The 20,076-nt window shown below is 66.0% G+C and carries 17 protein-coding genes and 2 pseudogenes; 6 read left to right on the top strand and 13 right to left on the bottom strand.

Annotated elements, in window-relative coordinates; all coding sequences use genetic code 11:
• Positions 1-95 precede the first annotated feature (95 nt).
• Positions 96-806 carry an SDR family NAD(P)-dependent oxidoreductase gene (locus ACZ562_RS17905; RefSeq protein ID WP_471179605.1) on the bottom strand — a complete coding sequence of 237 codons (711 nt, stop codon included), beginning with the start codon at positions 804-806 and terminating at the stop codon, positions 96-98.
• A 114-nt stretch (positions 807-920) separates the two neighbouring features.
• Here ACZ562_RS17905 and ACZ562_RS17900 point away from each other — a divergent pair, with 114 nt between their 5' ends.
• The gene (locus tag ACZ562_RS17900) at positions 921-1,280 is read left to right on the top strand and encodes a MerR family transcriptional regulator (protein ID WP_471179602.1); all 360 of its coding nucleotides are present in this window, start codon (positions 921-923) and stop codon (positions 1,278-1,280) included.
• Between the two features lie 174 nt (positions 1,281-1,454).
• A pseudogene (locus tag ACZ562_RS17895) lies at positions 1,455-1,588 on the top strand (ISAs1 family transposase); the annotation flags it as partial.
• Between the two features lie 76 nt (positions 1,589-1,664).
• Here the strand turns inward: ACZ562_RS17895 and ACZ562_RS17890 are convergent.
• The 5 genes from ACZ562_RS17890 to ACZ562_RS17870 form a co-directional block, all read right to left on the bottom strand.
• On the bottom strand, positions 1,665-3,629 hold the full coding sequence (locus tag ACZ562_RS17890) for a pentapeptide repeat-containing protein (RefSeq protein WP_471179599.1): 1,965 nt from the start codon (positions 3,627-3,629) through the stop codon (positions 1,665-1,667).
• Positions 3,630-4,059: 430 nt separating this feature from the next.
• Complete coding sequence (locus ACZ562_RS17885; RefSeq protein ID WP_471179596.1) at positions 4,060-4,374, bottom strand: hypothetical protein; 315 nt, start codon at positions 4,372-4,374, stop codon at positions 4,060-4,062.
• Between the two features lie 520 nt (positions 4,375-4,894).
• Positions 4,895-6,232, bottom strand: a complete 1,338-nt coding sequence (locus tag ACZ562_RS17880; RefSeq protein WP_471179593.1) for a ferredoxin reductase family protein — start codon at positions 6,230-6,232, stop codon at positions 4,895-4,897.
• A 536-nt stretch (positions 6,233-6,768) separates the two neighbouring features.
• On the bottom strand, positions 6,769-8,187 hold the full coding sequence (locus ACZ562_RS17875) for a DUF2252 domain-containing protein (RefSeq protein ID WP_471179590.1): 1,419 nt from the start codon (positions 8,185-8,187) through the stop codon (positions 6,769-6,771).
• Entirely contained in the window at positions 8,184-8,399 is a 216-nt protein-coding gene (locus tag ACZ562_RS17870) for a hypothetical protein (protein ID WP_471179587.1), read from the bottom strand. Before ACZ562_RS17870 ends, ACZ562_RS17875 begins: the two co-directional genes overlap by 4 nt.
• Positions 8,400-8,685: 286 nt before the next feature.
• Between ACZ562_RS17870 and ACZ562_RS17865 the strand changes: the two genes are divergently transcribed.
• Positions 8,686-8,970 (top strand): hypothetical protein, encoded by a 285-nt coding sequence (locus tag ACZ562_RS17865; RefSeq protein WP_471179585.1) that lies wholly within the window; start codon positions 8,686-8,688, stop codon positions 8,968-8,970.
• Between the two features lie 135 nt (positions 8,971-9,105).
• Here ACZ562_RS17865 and ACZ562_RS17860 read toward each other — a convergent pair whose 3' ends face one another.
• Positions 9,106-10,455, bottom strand: coding sequence for a chloride channel protein (locus ACZ562_RS17860; protein ID WP_471179645.1), 1,350 nt, complete (start codon positions 10,453-10,455; stop codon positions 9,106-9,108).
• 665 nt (positions 10,456-11,120) lie between these two features.
• Between ACZ562_RS17860 and ACZ562_RS17855 the strand changes: the two genes are divergently transcribed.
• Entirely contained in the window at positions 11,121-12,431 is a 1,311-nt protein-coding gene (locus ACZ562_RS17855) for a diacylglycerol/lipid kinase family protein (protein ID WP_471179582.1), read from the top strand.
• Between the two features lie 135 nt (positions 12,432-12,566).
• Here ACZ562_RS17855 and ACZ562_RS17850 read toward each other — a convergent pair whose 3' ends face one another.
• The gene (locus tag ACZ562_RS17850; RefSeq protein ID WP_471179579.1) at positions 12,567-12,935 is read right to left on the bottom strand and encodes an amphi-Trp domain-containing protein; all 369 of its coding nucleotides are present in this window, start codon (positions 12,933-12,935) and stop codon (positions 12,567-12,569) included.
• 72 nt (positions 12,936-13,007) lie between these two features.
• Between ACZ562_RS17850 and ACZ562_RS17845 the strand changes: the two genes are divergently transcribed.
• Complete coding sequence (locus ACZ562_RS17845; protein ID WP_471179577.1) at positions 13,008-13,547, top strand: DUF2252 family protein; 540 nt, start codon at positions 13,008-13,010, stop codon at positions 13,545-13,547.
• A 424-nt stretch (positions 13,548-13,971) separates the two neighbouring features.
• Positions 13,972-14,154: a hypothetical protein gene (locus tag ACZ562_RS17840; RefSeq protein WP_471179574.1), complete on the top strand. Its 183-nt coding sequence runs from the start codon at positions 13,972-13,974 to the stop codon at positions 14,152-14,154.
• A 302-nt stretch (positions 14,155-14,456) separates the two neighbouring features.
• On the opposite strand, the gene ACZ562_RS17835 is transcribed toward ACZ562_RS17840, so the two are convergent.
• The 5 genes and pseudogenes from ACZ562_RS17835 to ACZ562_RS17815 form a co-directional block, all read right to left on the bottom strand.
• On the bottom strand, positions 14,457-14,873 hold the full coding sequence (locus ACZ562_RS17835) for a contact-dependent growth inhibition system immunity protein (protein ID WP_471179572.1): 417 nt from the start codon (positions 14,871-14,873) through the stop codon (positions 14,457-14,459).
• Positions 14,874-14,891: 18 nt separating this feature from the next.
• Positions 14,892-17,975, bottom strand: a pseudogene (locus tag ACZ562_RS17830) (polymorphic toxin type 28 domain-containing protein); the annotation flags it as partial.
• Positions 17,876-18,403: a WXG100 family type VII secretion target gene (locus tag ACZ562_RS17825; RefSeq protein ID WP_471179643.1), complete on the bottom strand. Its 528-nt coding sequence runs from the start codon at positions 18,401-18,403 to the stop codon at positions 17,876-17,878. The pseudogene ACZ562_RS17830 and the gene ACZ562_RS17825, both read right to left, overlap by 100 nt.
• A 52-nt stretch (positions 18,404-18,455) precedes the next feature.
• The gene (locus ACZ562_RS17820) at positions 18,456-18,767 is read right to left on the bottom strand and encodes a hypothetical protein (RefSeq protein ID WP_471179569.1); all 312 of its coding nucleotides are present in this window, start codon (positions 18,765-18,767) and stop codon (positions 18,456-18,458) included.
• Positions 18,768-19,475: 708 nt separating this feature from the next.
• Entirely contained in the window at positions 19,476-19,961 is a 486-nt protein-coding gene (locus ACZ562_RS17815; protein ID WP_471179566.1) for a DUF5994 family protein, read from the bottom strand.
• Positions 19,962-20,076: the final 115 nt, after the last annotated feature.

Here is a 20,076-nt window from a genome sequence, read left to right as displayed (position 1 = left end):
AACAGGACCCTCAGCAAGTCCTATCGTTGCAGGTCAAGAGCACTTTCTGTGTTTCTGATCAGCCTGCGGACAGGCCACCTCATGAAAGCTCGAGGCTAGGACTTGGCGATAAGGCGCCTGAGTGTCGTGGGCGCAACGCGTAGCAGCGCGGGCACGTAGCGCATCTCTCCTGGCAGTGCTCTTGGCAGCTTCCGGTCGAGGGCCCGGACTGTGGCCTCGGCGACCACAGCGGGAGGCAGCTTTTTACCTGAGACAGCAGCGTTCATCGCGGTGTCCACGCGGGGCGGAAGCACCTCCAAAACGTGGGTGCCTCGATCGCGGAGCTGCTCGCGGAGGCCGTCGGCGAAGACGTGGATACCGGCTTTTGCGGCTCCGTAACTCGGTGCCCGCATCGATGACGCCAGAGCGTACCCGGCAGTGACAAATACAACGGCTTGCAGGTCTGGCCATCGCCGCAGGGCGCTGCCAGTCAGGTGCATCGGTGCGGAGAAGTTCAGGGCGACTTCCGCGTCCAAGCCTTCAGTACCGTCAAGGAAATCACGCTCAAGGAAGACACCGGCATTGTTGATCAACACATCCAAGCGGCCGAACCGCTCGGCCACAGCGTCGAGGACGTCTGCCCGCGCCCGGGCGTCGGTTACATCAGCACGCACAGCGAGGGCTTGCGGGTGTGCGGAGGCGAAAACCTCCAACGGCTCCTGGGAACGGGCGCAGACAGCGACCTGGCTGCCCCGTGCCAGGAAAGCCTCGGCCAGCGCCAGCCCAATTCCCGTAGTGCCACCGGTGATCAGGACTTTTTCACTCATGGTTGGACACAAACTCTCTCGGGGGGAGGGGGAGGGCGGCAGCCGGGACCGCCGCACCTTCTTCCCGGCTATGCTAAACGTTGACACCTATGTCAATGTCAACGGAGTGGATGTATGCGGATCGGTGAATTGAGCACACGAAGCGGAACGAGCGCGCGCTCCCTGCGCTACTACGAAGCGCTCGGGTTGCTTAATTCCACGCGCAGCGGAAACGGCTACCGCCATTACGAGGAAGCCGCCGTCGGCAGGGTGCGGGCTATCCGTTCGTTGTTGGATCTCGGATTCACCACGGCGTCGATCGAAGTAGTCCTTCCGCACCTTGCCGACGCAGGCGCCTCGATGGACTGTGCCGGGTTGATCGAGCATCTCACCGAGATCCTTCGCAGCATCGAGGAAAAAATGGCACGGTGGGAAACCACGCGCGCCGCACTCACCGAGTTTCTCGACCGGCACAACTCGCTGGCTGCCGACTGACACCCGTTCAATGTCTGTTGGCCATCAAGGAAAGACTGTGAGCCCAGGGCCCCGGCGAGTGCCGGAATCGCCCCGGTCTGGGTGAGCTGATCGTGCTGGAGGGTCCCGGAAGCAGGTGAACACGGCACCTGTGGATCATGTAGTTCTCTACGCTGCAAGATCCACGAAGGTGCCGTGTTCGTTCCTCCATCATCCCCTGTCGCTGTCCCCCTGCCTCATGCGCCCTGTCTGGAAGCCCTTGGTGAGGGTGCCGCCAAGGATCAAGCCGCGGCCTGGTCGCCGAGTTCGAGTCGGTCACCGACCCGAGACGCCCTGCCACTGCCCCTGACCAGCAAAAAACCCACCTCAACAAGATCCCCGACAACACCCAGGGCAAGTATCTATCTACCGCTTCACCCGCCCACGGATGGCAAGGACCGCGAGACCGAGCAGGACAGGTTCGGAGAAACGGGACGCCATTTCGATGTATCCGCCAGCCGTCGTCAAATCCTGACCGCTGGAGCGAAACACGACCGAGTTGAGAGTCGTGCTTAGGGCTTTTTCAAAACGCTCGCTGGTAAAACGATCGCTTGCCGGATTCCGGGGATCGCCCTTATCGATCTCGAACGTAACCTTCCCGCCTCCAGGGGGAACGATGCCTGACGCTACCTGCTTGGGTGATTCTTGAGGGAGGCCGAAACCCATCATCAGTAGGAGTGTCGTCATCATCGCCAGGGCCAGCCAACCCAGTGCTCGCGAGGCGCGCAGACCATAGCCGGAAAGCAGCCAGTATGCCTGGAGAAGCCAACGTTCCACCTCGCTCCATTTTCGTTCGTGGCGGCGCATCTCCATTTCGCCATAATAGAAATCAGCAGCGCCTGGCTCATCCTTCGCATCCTCGCGACCCTTACGAAGCTGACGGTAGGCGATCGCAAGAGAAGTGCCGTTCATGTCCAGCCCGGAGAGCGTGTATTCGTGAGGACTCCAGCCTCGGCGCCGACGTGGCGGATGCGCCGGATTGAAACGCCAGTGATGCTCGTCTGCGATGATCTGGCGCCGCGTCCATTTGAAGGGGAAACCGTGGACCCATATGCGACCTTGGGGGGTAGTTCGAAACGTGTTGCGCCCCTCAAGGCGCAACTGATCCAAGTGAATAGCCCGAAGGAAATGACAGGAAGACAGGTCAACGTCATGCAGAGTAAGCATGGAACAGTCCACGCCGATGAGAGATCTTAGACTTACATCGTCCCGCTCCCACACTGTGTCAGTAGCTGCTTGAAATTCTTGGTCAGTCAGAGACGGGACATGTGCATTTACACTAAAAGGCTGCATGATTACAGCAGCGGCGAGATTCACTTCCGCATACCCTATGGTAAGCGAAGAACTTCCATCCCAGCGAGTCCTGAAGCATGACAATCTCTGCGCCACTACAGATATAGCAGTGGGCTCCAAAAAGCGCGCTCCATCAAGGAGTACATCTTCGCTGCACCAGAGGGGGCCCAAAGTCTGCGACGCCTCGAATGTTGATCTAGAGAAACTGACCGACCTATGGAACCAGGCACCGGTAAAGGTGGCCGGACCAGAAAAAATGCAACTATCGAAACTCGCCGGTCCGGTGAATTTGACACGGTCGCAATTTATCGACTTCACGAACTCAGTCGACGTCATATCGGTCTCCCGAATAACGGCCCCACTAATGTCAAACAGGCCACTGAAGACGGATTCGGAAACATGGAGGGATTGGAAAAATGCACGGTCGAAGGAGGCCCCGCTAGAGGTGTTCACATGCTGGAAAGTAGTACATGCCTCAAAGCGTGCACCCCTCCATGAAGAGGCTCCCTCGAATGAAGTGTCGATAAAATCCACATGCTTGGCGAAAGTCACACTATCAAAATAAGCGGCTTTCTTGAAGCTTACCGAATCAAAGGTGGCGTTGCCCTCGAAAGTCGCGCCACTCATGTATAGTCTGGCGAATTCAAGGTCAGCGAACTTCACAGAGTCGCGGAATTTGGCAATATCAAAGTTGGCTTGATTGCGGAACTCTACATTGATAAATAGGCCGCTCGATTCAAAGTACCCTTCAGAGAAGTCTGCACGCCCTTCGAATACGACTTTCTCGAACTCCCACTCTTCAAAGACTGCTGAATTGAACCGCCCTCTTCTCAAAATAGAGGGAACATTAGGATTTGGTCGTACAGCATTGAGGAGGCGTGCCAAAAGTGCCCCGCTAAAACGCGTTGCACGATGGTCGACGTCGGCACCGGGCGTCAACCCACCGAAGTAGACATCCTGCTCCCTCTCACTGAGATGTCTTAGGCACCGGTCATACGGCTCGACCGTGCGGCCCCGGCAGCCCACCGGGTCGCTCACAGCATGAGCGCCTTCGGCGCAATGCGGCCAGTCAGGCGGTATCGAGCGCGGCGATGTATCCGTCATCCCGACAGAGAATCATCATTCACCTGTCCGTGTAGGTCAGTTGGGAGGGGACGCCAAGCCTTCGTCACGGGTCAGTCGTCGCCGAGAGTCGCGGCTTGCTCTGGTCGACGCTGAACCCCGGCAGCGTCGTTGAAGCCGGTGGGGTGCAGCACAACGTGCATGCGCCTGAGCCGCGGGCGCACCCGCTGTCGTGGCTGACTGTCGCCGGCTGAGGCTCGTGCCAGAACCGTGCCAGATACAGGGGTCAGCCACGGTCAACCTGGGTGTCCGGCGGTCGAGTGCTCACCCGCATCCTCGGGTATCGAAGTCACAGGTCAGTGGCAAGATCCGCCAGCCTCTCTCCTAAAGTGGTTGTCCAGCCCGCTCACCGCGTCCACACCCTCAGGAACTCTTCGGCAGGGATGGCCTCCAACGGATCCTCTTCAGGATCGATCGCTTGGTCTGCCAGGAAGCCGTGCTCGTCCTCCAGGTGCTCCCAGCTGTACCGGTGGAGTTGGCCGGCCGAAGTGAGCTCGGCCTGCTTGATGACGATCAACTCGCCACGGTCGGGTACGGCCTCGATGTACCAGAGGCCGCCTTCTTCGTCAGCGTGGCGGAAGTGATGCCGCAGGGTTGCGCCCTCATCAAGCGCTCTGAAGTACGCCACGCTCTCTGCTTTGATGCGCTCCAGGTCAACCACCAGACCATCGTGCCAGCGAGCGCACACGCTTGCACTGTGCTGACATCCACGAGTGACATCAACGGCGCCGGACGTCAGCAGTCCTAGGCAGTCGGGCACGGCCAGCGTGGCCAGGCGACTCCCCGACAGTGCCACGCAGTGATCGAACTCCCAAAGCGGGTGTCGCAGCTTCGAATCCTGCCAGGGGCACAACGCATTATCGCTCTGACCTAGGGTTTCTCTCTCAGGAGCGCGCTCTATTCGGCCTCGGACTCGTCGTCCGGGGCCGTTTGCGTGAGGCTTCGGCCTGTGGTCCTCCGGCAAGGAGTCCGCGCAACGAGGACCCGCCCGCTGACGGGGCGTCGGAGGCCGGACACTGCCGCAACGACACGTGGGATGCGGTCGCGTGCAAGCCGGCGTTTCACTGGGCGGCCGACGCACGCCCCCGCACCGTCGCCGATCCGCACCTGGCGCGGAGTGTGCTGCTCGGCCTGGAGCGGGTCTCGACGGGCGGGTCCGGACGGCGGGCCCCCTTTCCAGGTCAGGCCAGGCCGAATCTCTCGGCGTGCACCTGTCGCGCGGGGACCCTCAGGTCTCGCAGTCCGGAGAGCACAGCCGTGGTCATGGCAGGCGGGCCGCAGACGTACACGTCGCGTTCGGTGATGTCTGGGACCAGTCGGTGCAGGCTGCTCGGGCCGAACGGCGGGACGCCGCCCTCGCCGGTCCTGCCGGTGAGCAGGTGCAACCGTCCGCCCCGGAGGGCGACCAGGTGGCGCACCTCGTTGAGCAGCACGGCGTCGGCCTCGCTGCGAACCCGGTACAGCACGACGACGTCGCCGGTCGTCTGCTCCTCCAGCATGGCCCGCACGGGTGTGATCCCCACGCCGCCGGCGATCAGCACGGCGTCGGGCCGGGTCCGGTGCAGCGAGGTGAACGCGCCGTACGGCCCTTCGACGAAGGCGCGGCTGCCGACCGGGATGTTCCGCAGGCCGGCGCTGGTGCTGCCCACGGCCTTCGCCGTGAGGCGCAGCCCCTGTCCGTCGGGCGCCGCCGACAGCGAGAAGGGGTTCGCCAGCCACCAGTGGTTCTGCCCGGGGAACCGCCAGATGCAGAACTGGCCCGCTCGGGCGGGGAGTTTGTCGAGGTGTCGGCCGGTGACGTACACGGAGACCACGTTGTCCGACTCCGGCACCACGGCCGCGACGCGGAACCGGTGGTAGGCGTTGCGCAGCAGCGGCATGGCGACCCGCCCGGTCAGCAGCGCGCCGAAGGCCACCAACCAGAGGATCCACCAGTAGGCCGTGGCGAACGCGGAGGATGTGAACGTCGTGGTCTCCTGCAACTGGTGGGCGAACGACAGGCCCAGGGCCACGTAGAGCAGCAGGTGCAGACCGTGCCAGACCTCGTACTGCAGCCGCCGCCGCAGGGACCGGGTGGAGATCACGGCGATCACGACGATGGCGGCCGCGGCGAGCATCCCCAGCAGGGAAGCCGGCACCCCGCTCAGTGCGACGAACGTCTTCCCCATGGACGCGTCGTCGAGTTTCGCGTAGCCGAGCACCACCAGGGTGGCGTGGGTGAGGACGGTCCACAGCAGGGTGAAGCCGACCCATCGATGCCACACCGTGAGCCGGTCCATCCCGATGCGGCGGTCCAGCCACGGCAGCCGGGCCACCAGCAGCAGTTGGAACAGCATCAGCAGGGCCGCGTGCAGGCCGAAGAACTTGGCGACCGTGAGCACCTCGTTCTTGCCTGAACCGGCGCTGAGGAACAGCGCCTCGACAATCACCACGTTGATGATGACGAATGTCCACATCGCCCAACGCGCCGCGTCCACCGGAAGCAGGTTGCCTGTCCGCACCGTATTACTCGCCGCCATGGTTGCCCCTCATCCCCCGTGGCCGCAGTACTCGCGGCCCGCGTGCACAAACCCCATGAAGACCGAGGAAATTGGCCGGATGCGCACCTCGATCGCGTAAGGATACGACGCGCGCGCCCGATCCGTTCATGTCGGAACCATCCGATCTGACGGCTATTTGGTGCGCTCGGCGGCCTGGGGTTCCGCGGCCGACTCGGCCTGGCTGAGCGTCCGTCTGTCCACCACGTCCACCAGGGCGGCCGCGTTGCGCGCCGCGCGGCGTCGGCGAGCACACGTTCATGGACGAGCGGTCGACGACTGCGACGTCCGGGGGATTCGGCACACATGAGGACGGGAAACCGCGCGCACACGTGCGAACCATGGAGCGGTGTCTTCCCAGGCCAGGCCACCTGAGTTAAACGACGGTTCGGACATTGCGCGCTCGCTCTGCGAGCAGCGGGGGATCCACGGCCGGTCCCACCGATGCCGTCGCAACGAAGGTGCGGGATCACACACAGTCCAGTCGTATGCCGGACTCGTGTGTGATCCCGCAGCCGTCAGGCCGCTTCGGCCGGGACCCGTCCGGCTTGGACGGCATCGACCAGGGCCTGGTGGTCCTTCTCGTTCTGGTCCGCGTACAGCTCGGCGAACGTCGCCAGCGCGCGGTCGAAGACGTCGCCGCCACCCAGGTAGGAGGCGATCGCGATCCGGTCCCCGGACCTGGCGTGGGCGCGGGCCAGCGTGGCACCGCACAGCCGGCCGAACAGGCCCATCCCCTTCGGCGACATGTTCTCGGCCACAGCGATACCTTTCCAGTCCCGCAGCTGGCGTACGTAGAAGTCCCGCCGCTTGCCGTCTATGCCCGTGACGCGTTCCCAGCCCAGGAAGATGTCGCTGGTGGCCTGCATGAGCCGTTGGCCGGCGACGACGCGCTCGCCCTGCGTGCTGAACGCGCTGCCTCCGACGTAAGGCGCCAGAACCGACTCGTCGGCCTCCTTGGCCTGGAGGAACAGGGGATCCTCGTCGTCCTTGCCGAGCATCAGGATGATCCAGCAGCGGGTTCCCACACTGCCCACGCCGACAACCTTGCGGGCGATGTCGGCAAGGCGATAGCCCTCCAGCAGGAACCGGCGGTCCGTCTCCAGGGTCTGGCCGTAGCGCTCGATCAGCCGGCCGATCTCCCGCTCCAGCCTGCCGCGTTCGGCGTCCGGCAGCAGATCCTGGAGCCGTACCAGCAGCGGTGGATCGGGAGCGATCTGCCGCCTCCCGTCGATGACGTGCGTGAGCTTGTCGAAGACCTGCAGCGTGTCATGCGCACGGGCCCGCTCGCGGGTTCGTTCCCAGCGGTCGCGCTGCCCGGCGCTCAGTGCCGGGGCGAACTGCTCCTGCAGCTCGTCCGCGTCGAAGCGGGTGTACCAGACGTCGAGATTGCCCATCCCGGCGAAGGCACGCATCCGTTCGCGGTACGACCCCACGGTCGTCCGCACCACCGACGCGCGCTCCTTGGCGCTGAAGCCATTCGCCCGGCCCGCGATGACCAGGCTGGCCGACAGCCGCTTGACGTCCCACTCCCAGGGGCCGGGCAGCGTCTCGTCGAAGTCGTTGATGTCGAACATCAGGCGGCGCTCCGGAGAGGCCAGCAATCGGAAGTTCAGCATGTGCGCGTCGCCGCAGCACTGCACCCTGAGCCCGCTGCGCGGCGTCTCCGCGAGGTCCGCGGCCATGATGGCGGCGGCCCCGCGATAGAAGCGGAACGGCGCCTCGCTCATCCTGCCGTAGCGGATCGGCACGAGTTCCGGCACCCGCATCGCGGACTGCTTCTCGATGATCTCCACTGGGTCCGTGCGCTTCGGCGGGGGCCTGAACTCGGCGTGGCTGGACCGGGGTACGTCGGCTCGCGCGGCCTTGCCCCGGGCGACCCGCTCCTGCGGGGTGAGGTGCCGTGTCTCGTCGCCGGAGAGATGGTTGTCGTTCATTGCAGACCCTCCACGATGTGGTGGCCGATGCGCACGGCGTTGGCCATGCCTGCCAAGAACGGATCGACTGCGCCGAGGCTCGGGACGAAGGTCGTGCCGACGACATGAAGGTCGCCGAGGTCGTGGGCCTTTCCGTTGACGTCGAGTGCGGAACCAGCCGGGTCGCTGCCACAGCGGACGGTGGTGCTCCGCCCCCGTCGAATGAGGTACACGCACTCGCATACAACGTATCCCCGGACGGCGCTCCCGACGACTTGGGCCAACCTGTCCGCCGCGCCGCCCAGCTTGCCGGGCGATGATCATCGTCCGGCAGGGTGAAGACCGTACCCTCCACGGCTGGCGCGAGCATGCTCATCCAGAGTACGCAGGCCAGGGCCTGTGGCCCGCGTCCTCCCGAGCGTGCCGGCGGTCGTCCTGGCGGTACGCACCCGATCGCGTGCGGCGGCCTGAGCAGTTGGTCGGGATGCGAGGCGGTTCCCCCCGTTGGATGGTGGAGTCATGAACCAGCACCACCAGCAGTCCCATCGAACGATCGAGATCGACACCCGGCTCGTCAGGACCGGCGCCGTGCTCACCGCGGCCGGTGCCGTGGTGGCATGCGCAGGCATGGCCATCGGGGCCTTCGCCGTGTTCACGGCAGGTCGGCGCATGATCCGCGACATGGACGTGCCCCCGGCCCAGCAGGCGGCCGCGAAGTGGCAGCAGGCCAAGGAGGCGTCCCGAGCGGGTATGCGGGCGTGGCAGTCCGCTGCCGAGGCCCAGAACGGGTCGCTCGCCCGCTAGTTTGGCGAAGCCTCTCCACCCACCGGGTCACGGGGCCCGGTGGGTGGAGCGATGCCTTCGTTCCGGCGTACGACCCAGCCGGCACCCCGGACTCACTCGCAGCGAGCGGGCGGGGGTCTCTCGGCGAGCTCACGGCTACCGCCGACGTGGCCCCGGTTCCTTCCCCGGAGCCGGGGCAGGAGGAGGTGTGAGCTTCGCCGTCGCGACGTACGAGACCACGACCGCGACGATCACCAGCGGCATGACGGTGAGCCCCTGTGCCCCGATCAGCAGTGTGGCAAGCAGGACGGAGACCAGTGGAAGTCTCAGCATCGCGGCGCTCATCGCTCCGATGCCCATGGCGAACCCCGCGACCAGGGTCAGCCCCGGCAGGTGGGAGAACAGGATGCCGCCCGCCGCTCCCATGAACATCGCGGGAAAGATCGGGCCTCCCCTGAAGCTGCTGAGCGACGCGCAGTAGGCCAGGCCCTTGCACAACACCAGCAGCAACAACGCTCCCACCGAATACGCGGCGCTGTGCGTGAGGATTGGATCCAGCGCATTCTGCCCCGAATACAGCACGTCGGTCGCTGCTTTGTCGGTGCCCTCCGCGTAGCCGATCGCCAGCCCCGCCACGACCAGGCCCATGACCACCGTGGCCGGCACCCGTCGCCTCTCGACGCGCGTCCTGAGCCGGACGGCGAGCCATCGGATTCCCACGCCCACGAGTGCTGCTGACAGTCCGATGACCAGGGCCCAGCCGAACTCCGCCGCTGTCGGGCGCGTGGCCTCGGGCACGTCGTGCAGTGCCAGCGAGTAGGTGCCCAGCCCGGTCCAGGATCCCAGCCCGACGAAGATGAGTGCGCCGATGCCCGCAGCCAGCAGGCCGGGCACCAACACCAGCGCCATCATCGGCCCGCCCAACCCCGAGGCTTCCATCAGGAGGAATGCTCCGAGCAGGGGTGATCCCAGCAGCGAGCTGACGGCCGCAAAGCTGCCCGCCGCGCCCAACACCGCGCTCACCTGCTCCGGGGGGTCCCGTTTGACCATCCGCACGGCACCGGCGGCGAGCCCGCCGCCGAGCGCAAGGAGAGGGGACTCGGGTCCGAGGACAGCAGCGAAGCAGAGCGTCGCCAGAGCGGCGAGAAAGATGCCGGGCAGCTCGATGGGTGTGGGCGGACCAGCGGTCTTGAACCCGGCTGTCGGCTCATGGCCGCCGTGTCCCGGCAGATACCGAATCGTCAGTCCCGCAAGAAGCCCCCCTACGGCAAGCAGCGGCAGCGGCCACCACGGTGGCGTTCCGTCGAACCCCAGGGACTTGGGCAGATCCGTGTAGATCAGTGGCTGAACCTCGCCGACCAGTGCAAGGAAGCCGAACGCCGCCGCGGACACCGGCACGCCGATCAGCGCGGCCATCACCAGAAGCACCAGGTACGCGCGGCTCCGAAGAAAAGTCAGCGGGTCCGGCGGAGACGCGGTCTCCGGTCCAGTCCTGGCGACCGGCATGCGCATTGCCTCCTCGTGATGCGGACCTCGTCGGTGGTCTGACCGGCCGCTTTCAGCGAACCTGGAACGCTCCGCCACCTGATACGAGAGGCGCTGTTCCGAGCTTGGCACGCCGTTCCGATGCAGGCATTGCAATGCCGCCCACGCGGGTAACTCCGGCGCGTCACCCTTACCGACCGGATCTTCCGAGCCCGGTGGCTCTCCGGAGCCGGGTGCATCACCGCCCGGAGTGCCGGCGCCGACCGAAGGCGGCATGAAGGCTCGGCAGCGATGGCATTCCGCCGCGTTTGGCGTGTCGATCGATCCGGGCGGAGGGAACCGCCGTGCATAGTGCCGCGGCGGTGGTGGTGAACATGCGGCACACACGGCCGGGTGGTGCAATGGGCATGGCGGCGGGAGTGCCCTTACGTGGAACTGGCACCGTAGGCGATTCCGGCCCCGTCGCCGCCGTACCGGTCGCGGCCGTCGGCAGACCGTACCGTTGCCATGGTGCTTCCCGTCGGGCGGCGAACGAGGCAGACGCCCGAATCGCGAGCCCCGGACAGGTTCGAATACCAGGCTGCTTCACTCTTGACGCGCTCCGCCCGGACAACAGTTGGGATCGCCACTGGACGCGGTGCCACACACAGTTGCGTCGGCCTTGCCCCCGACCGGCAGGAGGCTCCATGCACAGGGACTCCGGGGCGCGCGGTCGCCTCGTACAGCGTTGGTCCGCACGGCTTGCCCTCGTGTCCGGGCTCGGCGCGGTGGTGATCCTTCTCGTGTTCGCCGGAGTCAAGAGCTTCGCGCTCCTGGGTGCCGGGCTGGCCGGGCTGGTCATATCGGCAGCGAGCCTGTGGTGGGCACTGACCCTGCGTGGAATAGGCAGACTGCTCGCCTTCACCCTGGCCACCGTCGCCCCCCTTGCGGTGCTGGCGCTCTACGCATGGACGGAGCTGCTGTGGGTCGTCCTCGTCTCCCTTGCCTTGTGGGCCCTCGGGGTCGCCGTCGGTGGAGCGGCACTCAGCAGGGACAGCGAGCCGGCCGGGCCCCCGGAGACGCGGACGGCTCCTCCCAAGCGCCCCTTCATCATCATGAATCCGCGATCAGGCGGTGGAAAGGTGGTGAAGTTCCACCTCAGGGAAAAGGCCGAGGCGCTGGACGCCGACGTCCTCCTGCTGGACACAGCTCATCAGCAGGACGTGGCGGCGCTCGCCGACAAGGCAGTCGAAGACGGCGCCGACCTTCTCGGAGTCGCAGGGGGTGACGGCACACAGGCCCTGGTCGCCGGAGTCGCCGCCAGGCACGGCATTCCCTTCATGGTGATCTCGGCCGGAACCCGCAACCACTTCGCCCTCGACCTCGGCCTGGACCGGGACGACCCGTCGACCTGCCTGGACGCGCTCACCGACGGCGTCGAACTCCGCGTCGACCTCGGTTTCATCGGTGAGCGGGCCTTTGTCAACAACGCGTCCTTCGGCACCTACGCAGCCGTGGTGCAAAGTCCCGCCTACCGCGACGACAAGGTCCGCACCATCCTCCAGACGCTTCCCGACCTGCTGACCCACCGACGCGGTCCCCGGCTGGCCGTCCACGCCGCGGACACGGCCATCGACGGACCCCAGGCCGTGCTCGTCAGCAACAACCCCTACCGGATGGGCGACCTCGCCGGCCTCGGACGCCGTGAGGTCCTGGACTCAGGCACCCTCGGTGTCCTGGGCGTCAACGTCGACAACGCCGCGCAGGCAGCCGAGTTGCTCGCGGGGAAGCACTCGCCCGGCCTCACCCGCCTGACCGCCCAGGAGGTCGTCATCGACGCGGACGAGCCCGAGATCGACGCCGGGGTCGACGGTGAGGCACTCACCTTGCCCACGCCCGTACGATGCACGATCCGACGCCGGGCACTGCGTGTACGGGTACCACGCCACCGCCCCGGCGTGCCTCGGACCCGAGCCCCCATGGACTGGAGGCGGCTACGGAAGCTGGCGCTGAGCTGAGAAGCCGTCGTCCTTTCCGGACGTCATCGAGCGCAGGTCGGCGCCACGCGCCGGCGCGGTACGCGGGCTTCGATCGAGCTGGAGAAGCCTGTGACAGGCCCATCTGCGAACGCCGTCGGCCGGCCGGCGGACACCTCAGGGCGCTTTCGAAGCGGGCCGCTTCACGCTCTTGCTCCTGCTGGTGCCTGTGCTGCTCCGACCGGGCTCGGCCGACACGTTCTTCCCCCCTTTGGCCTTCTCCGTGGCTGCGACCGTCCTCGATGGCGATGTCCCGGTCGGTGCGGTCGGCCACTTGAACTCGATCTCCAGCTCGATCTCCCCACTGCCGATCTCGACCTCTATCTCGCTGCGAAGGTCGTCGGGGATCCGCAGGCTGAGCGTTCCGGGGCTGAGTTCCAGTTCGGCATCCCCACCTTCCCTCAGTGCGGCTGCGAGTGCCGTGAGCTGGTCAGCCGCCTCAAAGCGCGACAGAGAGCGCTTCTGCTCAAACTTGAGGTCCTTCATGGGCTTCTCCCATTTGGAATAGAAGAGACGATAACGCCCATTCTGAGGCCATGCGCGGGATCGGACATCCTCATGGCCGGGCGCATGGAGCCTCTCTCCAGCGCGACGAACCACGCGCTCCCGTTCGCGGAACTCGGTTCCTCCCGCCTCTTGTCTCTCGGGGTCGAATCTCACCGGGAGGGCACACGGCACTCGCCATCGCCATCGCCGATACCGAGATCGGGTCTCAGGGCTGAGAGCAGGCGCCAGCGGCTGATGCAGGCCGCGAGCGATATCCTCCTCGGCCGGGCACGGGTGGACGGGATCGACGGGCAAGCAGCGCGACTTCTACGTCCGCCAGTTGCGCGACGGGAAGGGCATCGCCATGCCGGAGAGGATGCAGCCGAAGGACATGCGGGCGTTCGGCGAAGCGGGGACCCCCTGTCTCGCGCGCACGCGCGGTCCGGCGACCGCATCGCGATCGCCGCGTACCTGGGCGGCGGCGACTCGCTCGACCGGGCACTCGCCACCTTCGCGGAGGCATACGCCGACCATAACGAGCGCGACCACCAAGCCCTGGTCGACGCGGTATGCGCAGGCCGGCTACCGGCGGAGGAACTGGCGACGGCCTGACCCGGGCGAGGCACCGGCTCGCCTTGCCGCGCGCCAACAGATCCCGGAAAGCCTGCTGTCGAGCAGCCTCCAGCCAGAAAGGATTCAGCACACATCAGAACGGGAAACCCCGCGAACACGCGAGAGCCACGGAGGGGTGGATCTTGAGGTCAGACGCCGTGCGGCCGGCATTTCCGCAGGTCACAGCCCCGCCCAGGGAAAACCGTCAAAGCGGCTGTCGCAGGTTCGAATCCTGCCGGGGGCACCGTATCCGACCTGCGTCGGAGCATCGAACAGCCCCATCGGGATGATCTCCGAGGGGCTGTTTCATGCGTGCGGGGACGTCGGCGGGGAGGGTGACGCAAGGCGACGTCTTGATCTCTGTCCCCGCTCGCGTCCCCGCAGGCGTTCACGCCCCCGTCGAACGCTGGTCCAGGACCCAGGGGTGCTTCGGGCCAAGGCATGGGACCGGGAACAGGACCGGCGGTGGCGCGGCGAGCGCCGGCAGGCTGCCCGCGATGTCGCCCGCCGACACGCCTGCCTCGCCTCCGTCGCCCAGGCCAAGCTCGTCGCCCAGCTGCAGCAGCTCGACCCGTCCCGGCTCGGCCCGGCCGACGTGATCCGCTAGCTGTAGGTCACGGTTCGCATCGAGCGTCAGGTGTACGGGATCGACTGCGCCGGGGCGGTAGGAGGCCCTACGTCCGCAGAGGTGGCGGAACCGGTCGGGTACGTCCTCTTCCCGGGCGTGAGGTTCGACTCCTCCGAAAAGGTCCGACATTCAGGCGTTCATCCTCACGGTCGCTCTTCTCCCGGCATGCAGACCCTCGTGAAAGAGTGCGGGCGAGGAAGTGGTCAGCCTTGCCATGCCCTGCGGAAGTCACTGCATCGGGCCGCCACTTGGTGACCTCGGGAGCAAGGCGAGTCAAGGTATCAAATATCCTTGGGAAGGGAGGCGAGGAACTGATCAACGTCAGGTTTCACATAACTCGACAGATCTCTCAGCATCATCACGGTGGTTTTCATTTCACGGGCGAGTTCGGGGACGTCCGCCCACACGTCCGGGCTGACGATGACCACCGCGTACAACAGGTCGTCGTCATAAAAGCCACCCTTTGCCTGGTTGGGTGCGGTATCCCTCAGGATCTCCACTGCCAAGGGGAGGAGCCAGGGCAGGCCGACCTTCTGGGTGATCAGCCGTGCCAATTCATGGGGCTCCAGCGTTCCGACCGGGCGTCGTCGCAGGTAGTGGACGGCCCTGACCAACGAGGTTGCGTCTTCCGGAGGGTCGGGCCAACGCTGGCCTTCCAACTGTTCAAGCGACTTACAGCGGTCAACGGGATGGGACATCGTCAGGTCCTTTCGTGCTTACCGATGGCCAATGGAGTGCAGGAAGCCATTTAGGCGGTCAAGCTCCTCAATGGTCTCCTTACGCTTCTTCTTCAGGACCTCCATGCCTCGTCCGGTGATGGAGTCCGGGGGGTTCTTCAGCTCCGCTTCCAGGGCCAGCCGGATTTTGTTCAAACCGTTGCGTGCCTGCGTCAGGTCCGAGACGTGATCGAAGGGCGTTCCGTCGGATTTCCGGGCAACAACTTCGCCATTCGCTTCCCTGCGAGCTGCACTGTAGTGGTTGTGGTTCGGCTGGGAGTTTATCTCTCCGACAGGATCCTTCTTGATGTTCTCAAGCTTCGTAATCGCCCTCTGCGCGTCCTCTCGCAAGCCCAGTTCGCGGCACTTGGGCGCAAGCCCCAGAGGATCGGTCCACGTCTGGGGGTTGTGGACATACGTGTTGGGGTTCGGAGCAGGAAGCAGCCCGAGAGGGTCGGGAGTGAGGTAGCGGGCGCTCTCGGGATCGTAGTAGCGGAAGTAGTTGTAGTGAAGGTCGGTTTCGGGGTCGTAATACTGTCCCGGAAACCTCAGAGGTGTGTAGGCCGTGCTGTCCGCCGCCCACGCGGTCTTGCCCCAGAGCGTCGAGCGCGTCCGCCAGGCGATGGTCCCGTCTTCGGCGAGGAGTTCCGTGGGGGAACCTACGAGGTCGGTGACGATCGCGAAGAAGCGTGAGTCGATCTCTTCCTGAGGAGCATCGGCCAGGGCGACGCGTTCGCTCTGGGCAAGCAGGTGCAAGCCGTCGTGATCCCAGGTGAGCGTGACGAGGCGCGACGAACCCACGACGCTGGTGGTCTGCTCGCACAGGGTGCTGGAATCCCAGGTGAAGTCGACCTGCTCCACAACTGTGGTGCCGTCCTCACCCAGCCTCTGCTTGGCGATGCGGCGCCCCAGGGGATCGTAGAGGTAGCGCCAGGGGGTGCCGTCCGGTGTGACGACTACGGCGAGACGGTCTTCGGGGTCCCAGGTGTAGCGCCAGGTGTCCGGCTTCCGGCAGAGCCTGGTCTTCTGGCGCAGCGTGATCCGGCCCTGGGCGTCGTGCTCGTAGCGAACGCGCCCGGCCCGTGTGATCCGGTTGCCGTCGTACTCACGTGGCCCGGTAGCCTCGTGGCCGGGGTGGCTGACCGGCCATTCCGCTGTGGTCTGGTTCCCGGTCTCGTCGTATGTGTAGCGTTCGGTCCAGTCCTCCGCCCGGACGTCCGTGACACGTCCCATGGCGTCCAAGGTGATCCAACGCCTGCCGTTCAGGTGGTCGTCCAGGCGCTTGAGGTATCCGTCCGGGCGGTAGGAGTAGCTGCGCTTCTGGATGACCCGGCCACCGAGGCTCATCAAAGCCTGGTGTGTGAGACGGCCCACCGCGTCGTAGTCGCTGGTCATGGTGACGGACTTGCCGATGCGCCGGATGAGTTCCCGGCCACCGCCGTCGTACTCAAGGCTGATCGTGCGCCCTGCGGTGACGAGCTCGACGAGGTTGTCGGCGTCGTCGTGGCTGAAGTCACTCACGGCGCCGGAGGGGGTGATACGGCCTGTGCGTCGTCCGAGCTCGTCATACGTGTACGTCGTGGTGCGTCCGTTGACGGTCTCGGCGGTCAGGTTGCCGCTGCGGTCGAACTGGCGGATCAACGTCACGTCCGGGCTGGTGGCGTGTGCGAGGCGACCGTTGGAATCGTATTCGTAAGTGGTGACCCGGCCTTGCACGTCCTGGCGGACAACCTGGCCAAGCGCGTCGTGGTCGAAGCGGATCGTCTGGCCGAGGGCGTTGGTCCGGCTGGCAAGACGGCCGACGGCGTCGTGGGTGTAGCGGAGCATGCGGCCGTCGAAGTCCGTCTCGGAGGTCAGGCGGCCGGCGGGGTCGAAGTCGTAGTGCCAGGTACGCCCCGCAGGATTCACGACCCGGGTGAGGCGCAGCTCGGTGTCGTGGGCGTACTCGTAGCGCCTGCCGTCGGGTTCGACACGGGCGGCTAGTAGATCGAAGTGACCGTACTCGAAGCGGGTGACCGCTCCTGTCGGGCCGGCGTGGACCGTGCAGTTGCCCTCGCCGTCATACTCCCAGCTCTCCGTACCGCCGTCAGGCATGGTGCGTAGCGCAGGCTGGCCGTCGATCGTCCATTCCAGGTGAGTTGTGGCACCCAGAGGATCAGTGATCGCAACCGTGCGGCCGAAGTGATCGCGCTGGTACACCGTGTCGTTGCCCAGCGGATCCTGGATCCCGAGCGGCAGGCCGACAGAGTTGCTTCGTATGAAGGTGGTACGCCCCAAGGCGTCGGTGATCGACGCCAGATGACCCGAGCGGTTGTAGGCGAAGCGGGTCGTCGCTCCGCTCGGCTCGGTCACGGCAACCCGGTTCCCGCGCTCGTCGTAGGTCTGGCGCCACACCGAGCCGTCCGGGTCCGTCACCGTCTCGATCAGTCCCGGAGCGTTGTACGTGGCCGCCGTTTCCTGACCATCGGGCCGGACGACCTTGATCACGTCACCGCGCTCGTCGTAGCGGAACTGTGTGGCCTGCCCCAGCTGGTCGATGAAAGAAGTGAGTCGCTGTCGATCGTCCCACTCCTGACATGTGACGTTGCCGAGCGGGTCGGTCTCGCGGACCAGGCGTAGCGCCTCGTTGTGCTCGTAGACGCGGGTGTGGCCGAGCGAGTCGGTCACACGGGTGGTGCGGGTGGCGTCTTCGTAGGTGAGGGTGGAGGCCAGGGCGTCCCCGGTGCCGCCGGTGGCCACGACGCGGCCCTGCTCGTCGTAGGCGTACCAGTAGGTGGTGTTGTTGCGGTCGGTCCAGGAGGTGATGCGGCCGTCTGCATCGTAGGTGTACCGCATCGGCAGGCCTGAGGAGTTGGTCTCCTCGGTCAGGTTCCCGGCCTCGTCGTAGCCGAAGGTGAGCAGTGTGGTGCCGGGGCTGTCCGGGGCGTCGGGGTCGAGCAGGCGCAGGCCGGTGATACGGGAGCAGGCCGGGTGGTGGTCGAGGGCTATGTGGTAGCCGCCGGAGTGGAGCACTGCGGAGGGGATGTCGCCCTCGGCGTAGACGACGGTGATGCGGTTGCCGTTGCGGTCCCGGATGTGCTGGAGGGGCAGGTCGACCGCGGCGAGCCCGCCATGAGGGAGGAGACGACCGCGGAGGCCCCGCCGGTCAGCACGGACAGTGCCAGGCCCGCGATCTCGAACTCGGCTATTTCCGCGAGCAGTACGCCGATCTCGGAGAGCAACTCGTGGGCTTGGTCGGCGAAGTCGTCCAGCGCCTTCGCGCCCTCACGCAGCGCGTCCGCCATCTCCGTGGCCTGCTTGCGGGCGGCCTTGGAGCGCTTGTTGAACGCCTTGGCTGCCTTGCCCTCCCACTCCACATCCGCCAGGGCTTTCCGGGCCGCCTCGGCTGCGTCGTCCAGGCCGGTGGCCAGATGTCGCCACTTGTTGGCGAGCTCCCGGATACCGTCCGGGTCGACGGCCGGGTCGGTGATGCCGAGGAACTCCAGGCCGCTGGCGACGGTGTCGCCGAACATGTGGTTGAACTTGTTGACATAGTGCAGGGGATTGAGGTCGACCACGCCCGGCTCAGCCCTTCTTCTCACGGGCCGCGGCCGCCAGCAGGATGTCGAGGAGGTCGAACGCGTCGGAGACCTCCCCGATCAGCTTCGCCTCCGCCTCCCACTCCTCGTCCAGCTCCTTGGTGAGTTCGGCGAGGGTGGTCATGCCCTCTTCGATGTCGCTCTTCGCGCCGAGGAGGGAGCCGAGTGCGCCGAGCGCGTCCAGGTCGTGCGAGGCGGCCTTGAACTCCTGCAACGGTTTCGCCGTGTGATGCCCCACCCTGCGCAGCTCGGAAGCCGCCTTGTGCATGGACGCGGCTTCCTTGCTCAGATCCGACACGACACTCAACCCCCGCACTTCGCTCTGTGCACATGCCAACCTCGCGACTTTAGCCAGCACGCTTCATGGATAGATAAGGCACATACCAAGAGCAGGCAAAGTGCCGCCCTGCGGGTCGCGCATCGGGGCATCAACACCCTCAGGCTGCCCCGACCTTGGAGGTCACGACGGCTGACCGCTGCGAGGAAGACGGGTGTCCAAGGGTTCTGAGCTTCCGGTCGACAAGAAGAAATAGCGCCACGGGCGCGCAGGGACCGATGCCGCTTGCAACTCCCGACGGAGGGTATTTCTCATTGCGCGGCCAGCTGACCGGTCACCGCTTGCCGAAGCGGATCCCGTTCCGGGTGACCCGGAGGGAATCCGCGAAGAGGTCGGCCACATGAAGAGCTCGCCAAGAAGCTCCGCGACCAGGCCCGGCCCTGCAGGCCATCTCCGACAGCGACGGCCTGAAGGGCAAGCACACGGACAAGATCGGCGAGAGGGCCAGCGGGTTGTCCAAGCGACTTGATCTGGCCGAGGAGCGGGAGCGGTGTTTTCCCTTGGCCCTCTTCTCGCGCTACATGCTGAGACAGACCGCCACCGCAGGGCGGGCCGGCTTCGCCCCCGCTCCCCGGCGCCGACCCTGCCGACGGCATCTGGGTCCGCTACGGCTTCACCGGAACCGGAACCGGCATCCGGCCCGAGGACCGCTGCGGCTGCCCCGCTTTCTCACGTCTCCGGCGCTGCTCGGTGGGTGCCGGTGTCGATGAGGATCTGTTCGGCCTGCATCACGTTGTCGGCGCGGACGGCTTCGGCCATCGCGGCGCGAGCCGCGTCCGGCGTCGCGTGCGGCGGGACCACGAGCAGGGAGAAGTGGTCCTGATCGCCCCGGGTGATGAGGACGGTGTCATCGCCGACCGGAAAGGAGTCGATGTGCACGACGCGGTCATCGATGACCAGCCTCGTCGGCAGTCCTTCCCAGGCACCGGCGTCCAGGCCGACGCGGGTGACCGGCCCGAGGTGCTCGGTCAGTGCGGCGATCAGGGCGGGGAGCTCCGCGGCGATGTCCCGGGAACGCGGCCACCACGCCCCGTCGAGAACGCCCCGGCGGTCGTGCGTCGTCTCCAGCCGTACGACAGCCGTCCCGGGTTTCACGGCCTGGGGGACGGCGTCCGGCGGGAGCCTGGTCACACGCGGGGAGCCGGAGTCGGACATCGCACTCGCCTGCCTCCCTGTGAGGAAAAGGGCGTGACCTCCTCGTTTCACGTTACTCCGCGGCCCACAGCGGCTGGAAAGCTCGCTGGTCAGACCCGAGGCTACGGGGCATGCC

The sequence above is a fragment of the Streptomyces sp. NPDC040410 genome, assembly GCF_055595715.1.
Note: the sequence above shows the minus strand (reverse complement) of the source record. Positions and strands in the feature narration are given on the sequence as shown.

What these genes read in the sequence shown, in the direction of transcription:
- ACZ562_RS17850 (WP_471179579.1), bottom strand. Translation starts at nt 12,935, where the DNA reads ATGAAGGACCTCAAGTTTGAGCAGAAGCGCTCTCTGTCGCGCTTTGAG.
- ACZ562_RS17860 (WP_471179645.1), bottom strand. Translation starts at nt 10,455, where the DNA reads ATGCCGGTCGCCAGGACTGGACCGGAGACCGCGTCTCCGCCGGACCCG.
- ACZ562_RS17845 (WP_471179577.1), top strand. Translation starts at nt 13,008, where the DNA reads ATGGCCGGGCGCATGGAGCCTCTCTCCAGCGCGACGAACCACGCGCTC.
- ACZ562_RS17905 (WP_471179605.1), bottom strand. Translation starts at nt 806, where the DNA reads ATGAGTGAAAAAGTCCTGATCACCGGTGGCACTACGGGAATTGGGCTG.
- ACZ562_RS17825 (WP_471179643.1), bottom strand. Translation starts at nt 18,403, where the DNA reads ATGTTCGGCGACACCGTCGCCAGCGGCCTGGAGTTCCTCGGCATCACC.
- ACZ562_RS17855 (WP_471179582.1), top strand. Translation starts at nt 11,121, where the DNA reads ATGCACAGGGACTCCGGGGCGCGCGGTCGCCTCGTACAGCGTTGGTCC.
- ACZ562_RS17865 (WP_471179585.1), top strand. Translation starts at nt 8,686, where the DNA reads ATGAACCAGCACCACCAGCAGTCCCATCGAACGATCGAGATCGACACC.
- ACZ562_RS17875 (WP_471179590.1), bottom strand. Translation starts at nt 8,187, where the DNA reads ATGAACGACAACCATCTCTCCGGCGACGAGACACGGCACCTCACCCCG.
- ACZ562_RS17900 (WP_471179602.1), top strand. Translation starts at nt 921, where the DNA reads ATGCGGATCGGTGAATTGAGCACACGAAGCGGAACGAGCGCGCGCTCC.
- ACZ562_RS17880 (WP_471179593.1), bottom strand. Translation starts at nt 6,232, where the DNA reads ATGGCGGCGAGTAATACGGTGCGGACAGGCAACCTGCTTCCGGTGGAC.
- ACZ562_RS17835 (WP_471179572.1), bottom strand. Translation starts at nt 14,873, where the DNA reads ATGTCCCATCCCGTTGACCGCTGTAAGTCGCTTGAACAGTTGGAAGGC.
- ACZ562_RS17815 (WP_471179566.1), bottom strand. Translation starts at nt 19,961, where the DNA reads ATGTCCGACTCCGGCTCCCCGCGTGTGACCAGGCTCCCGCCGGACGCC.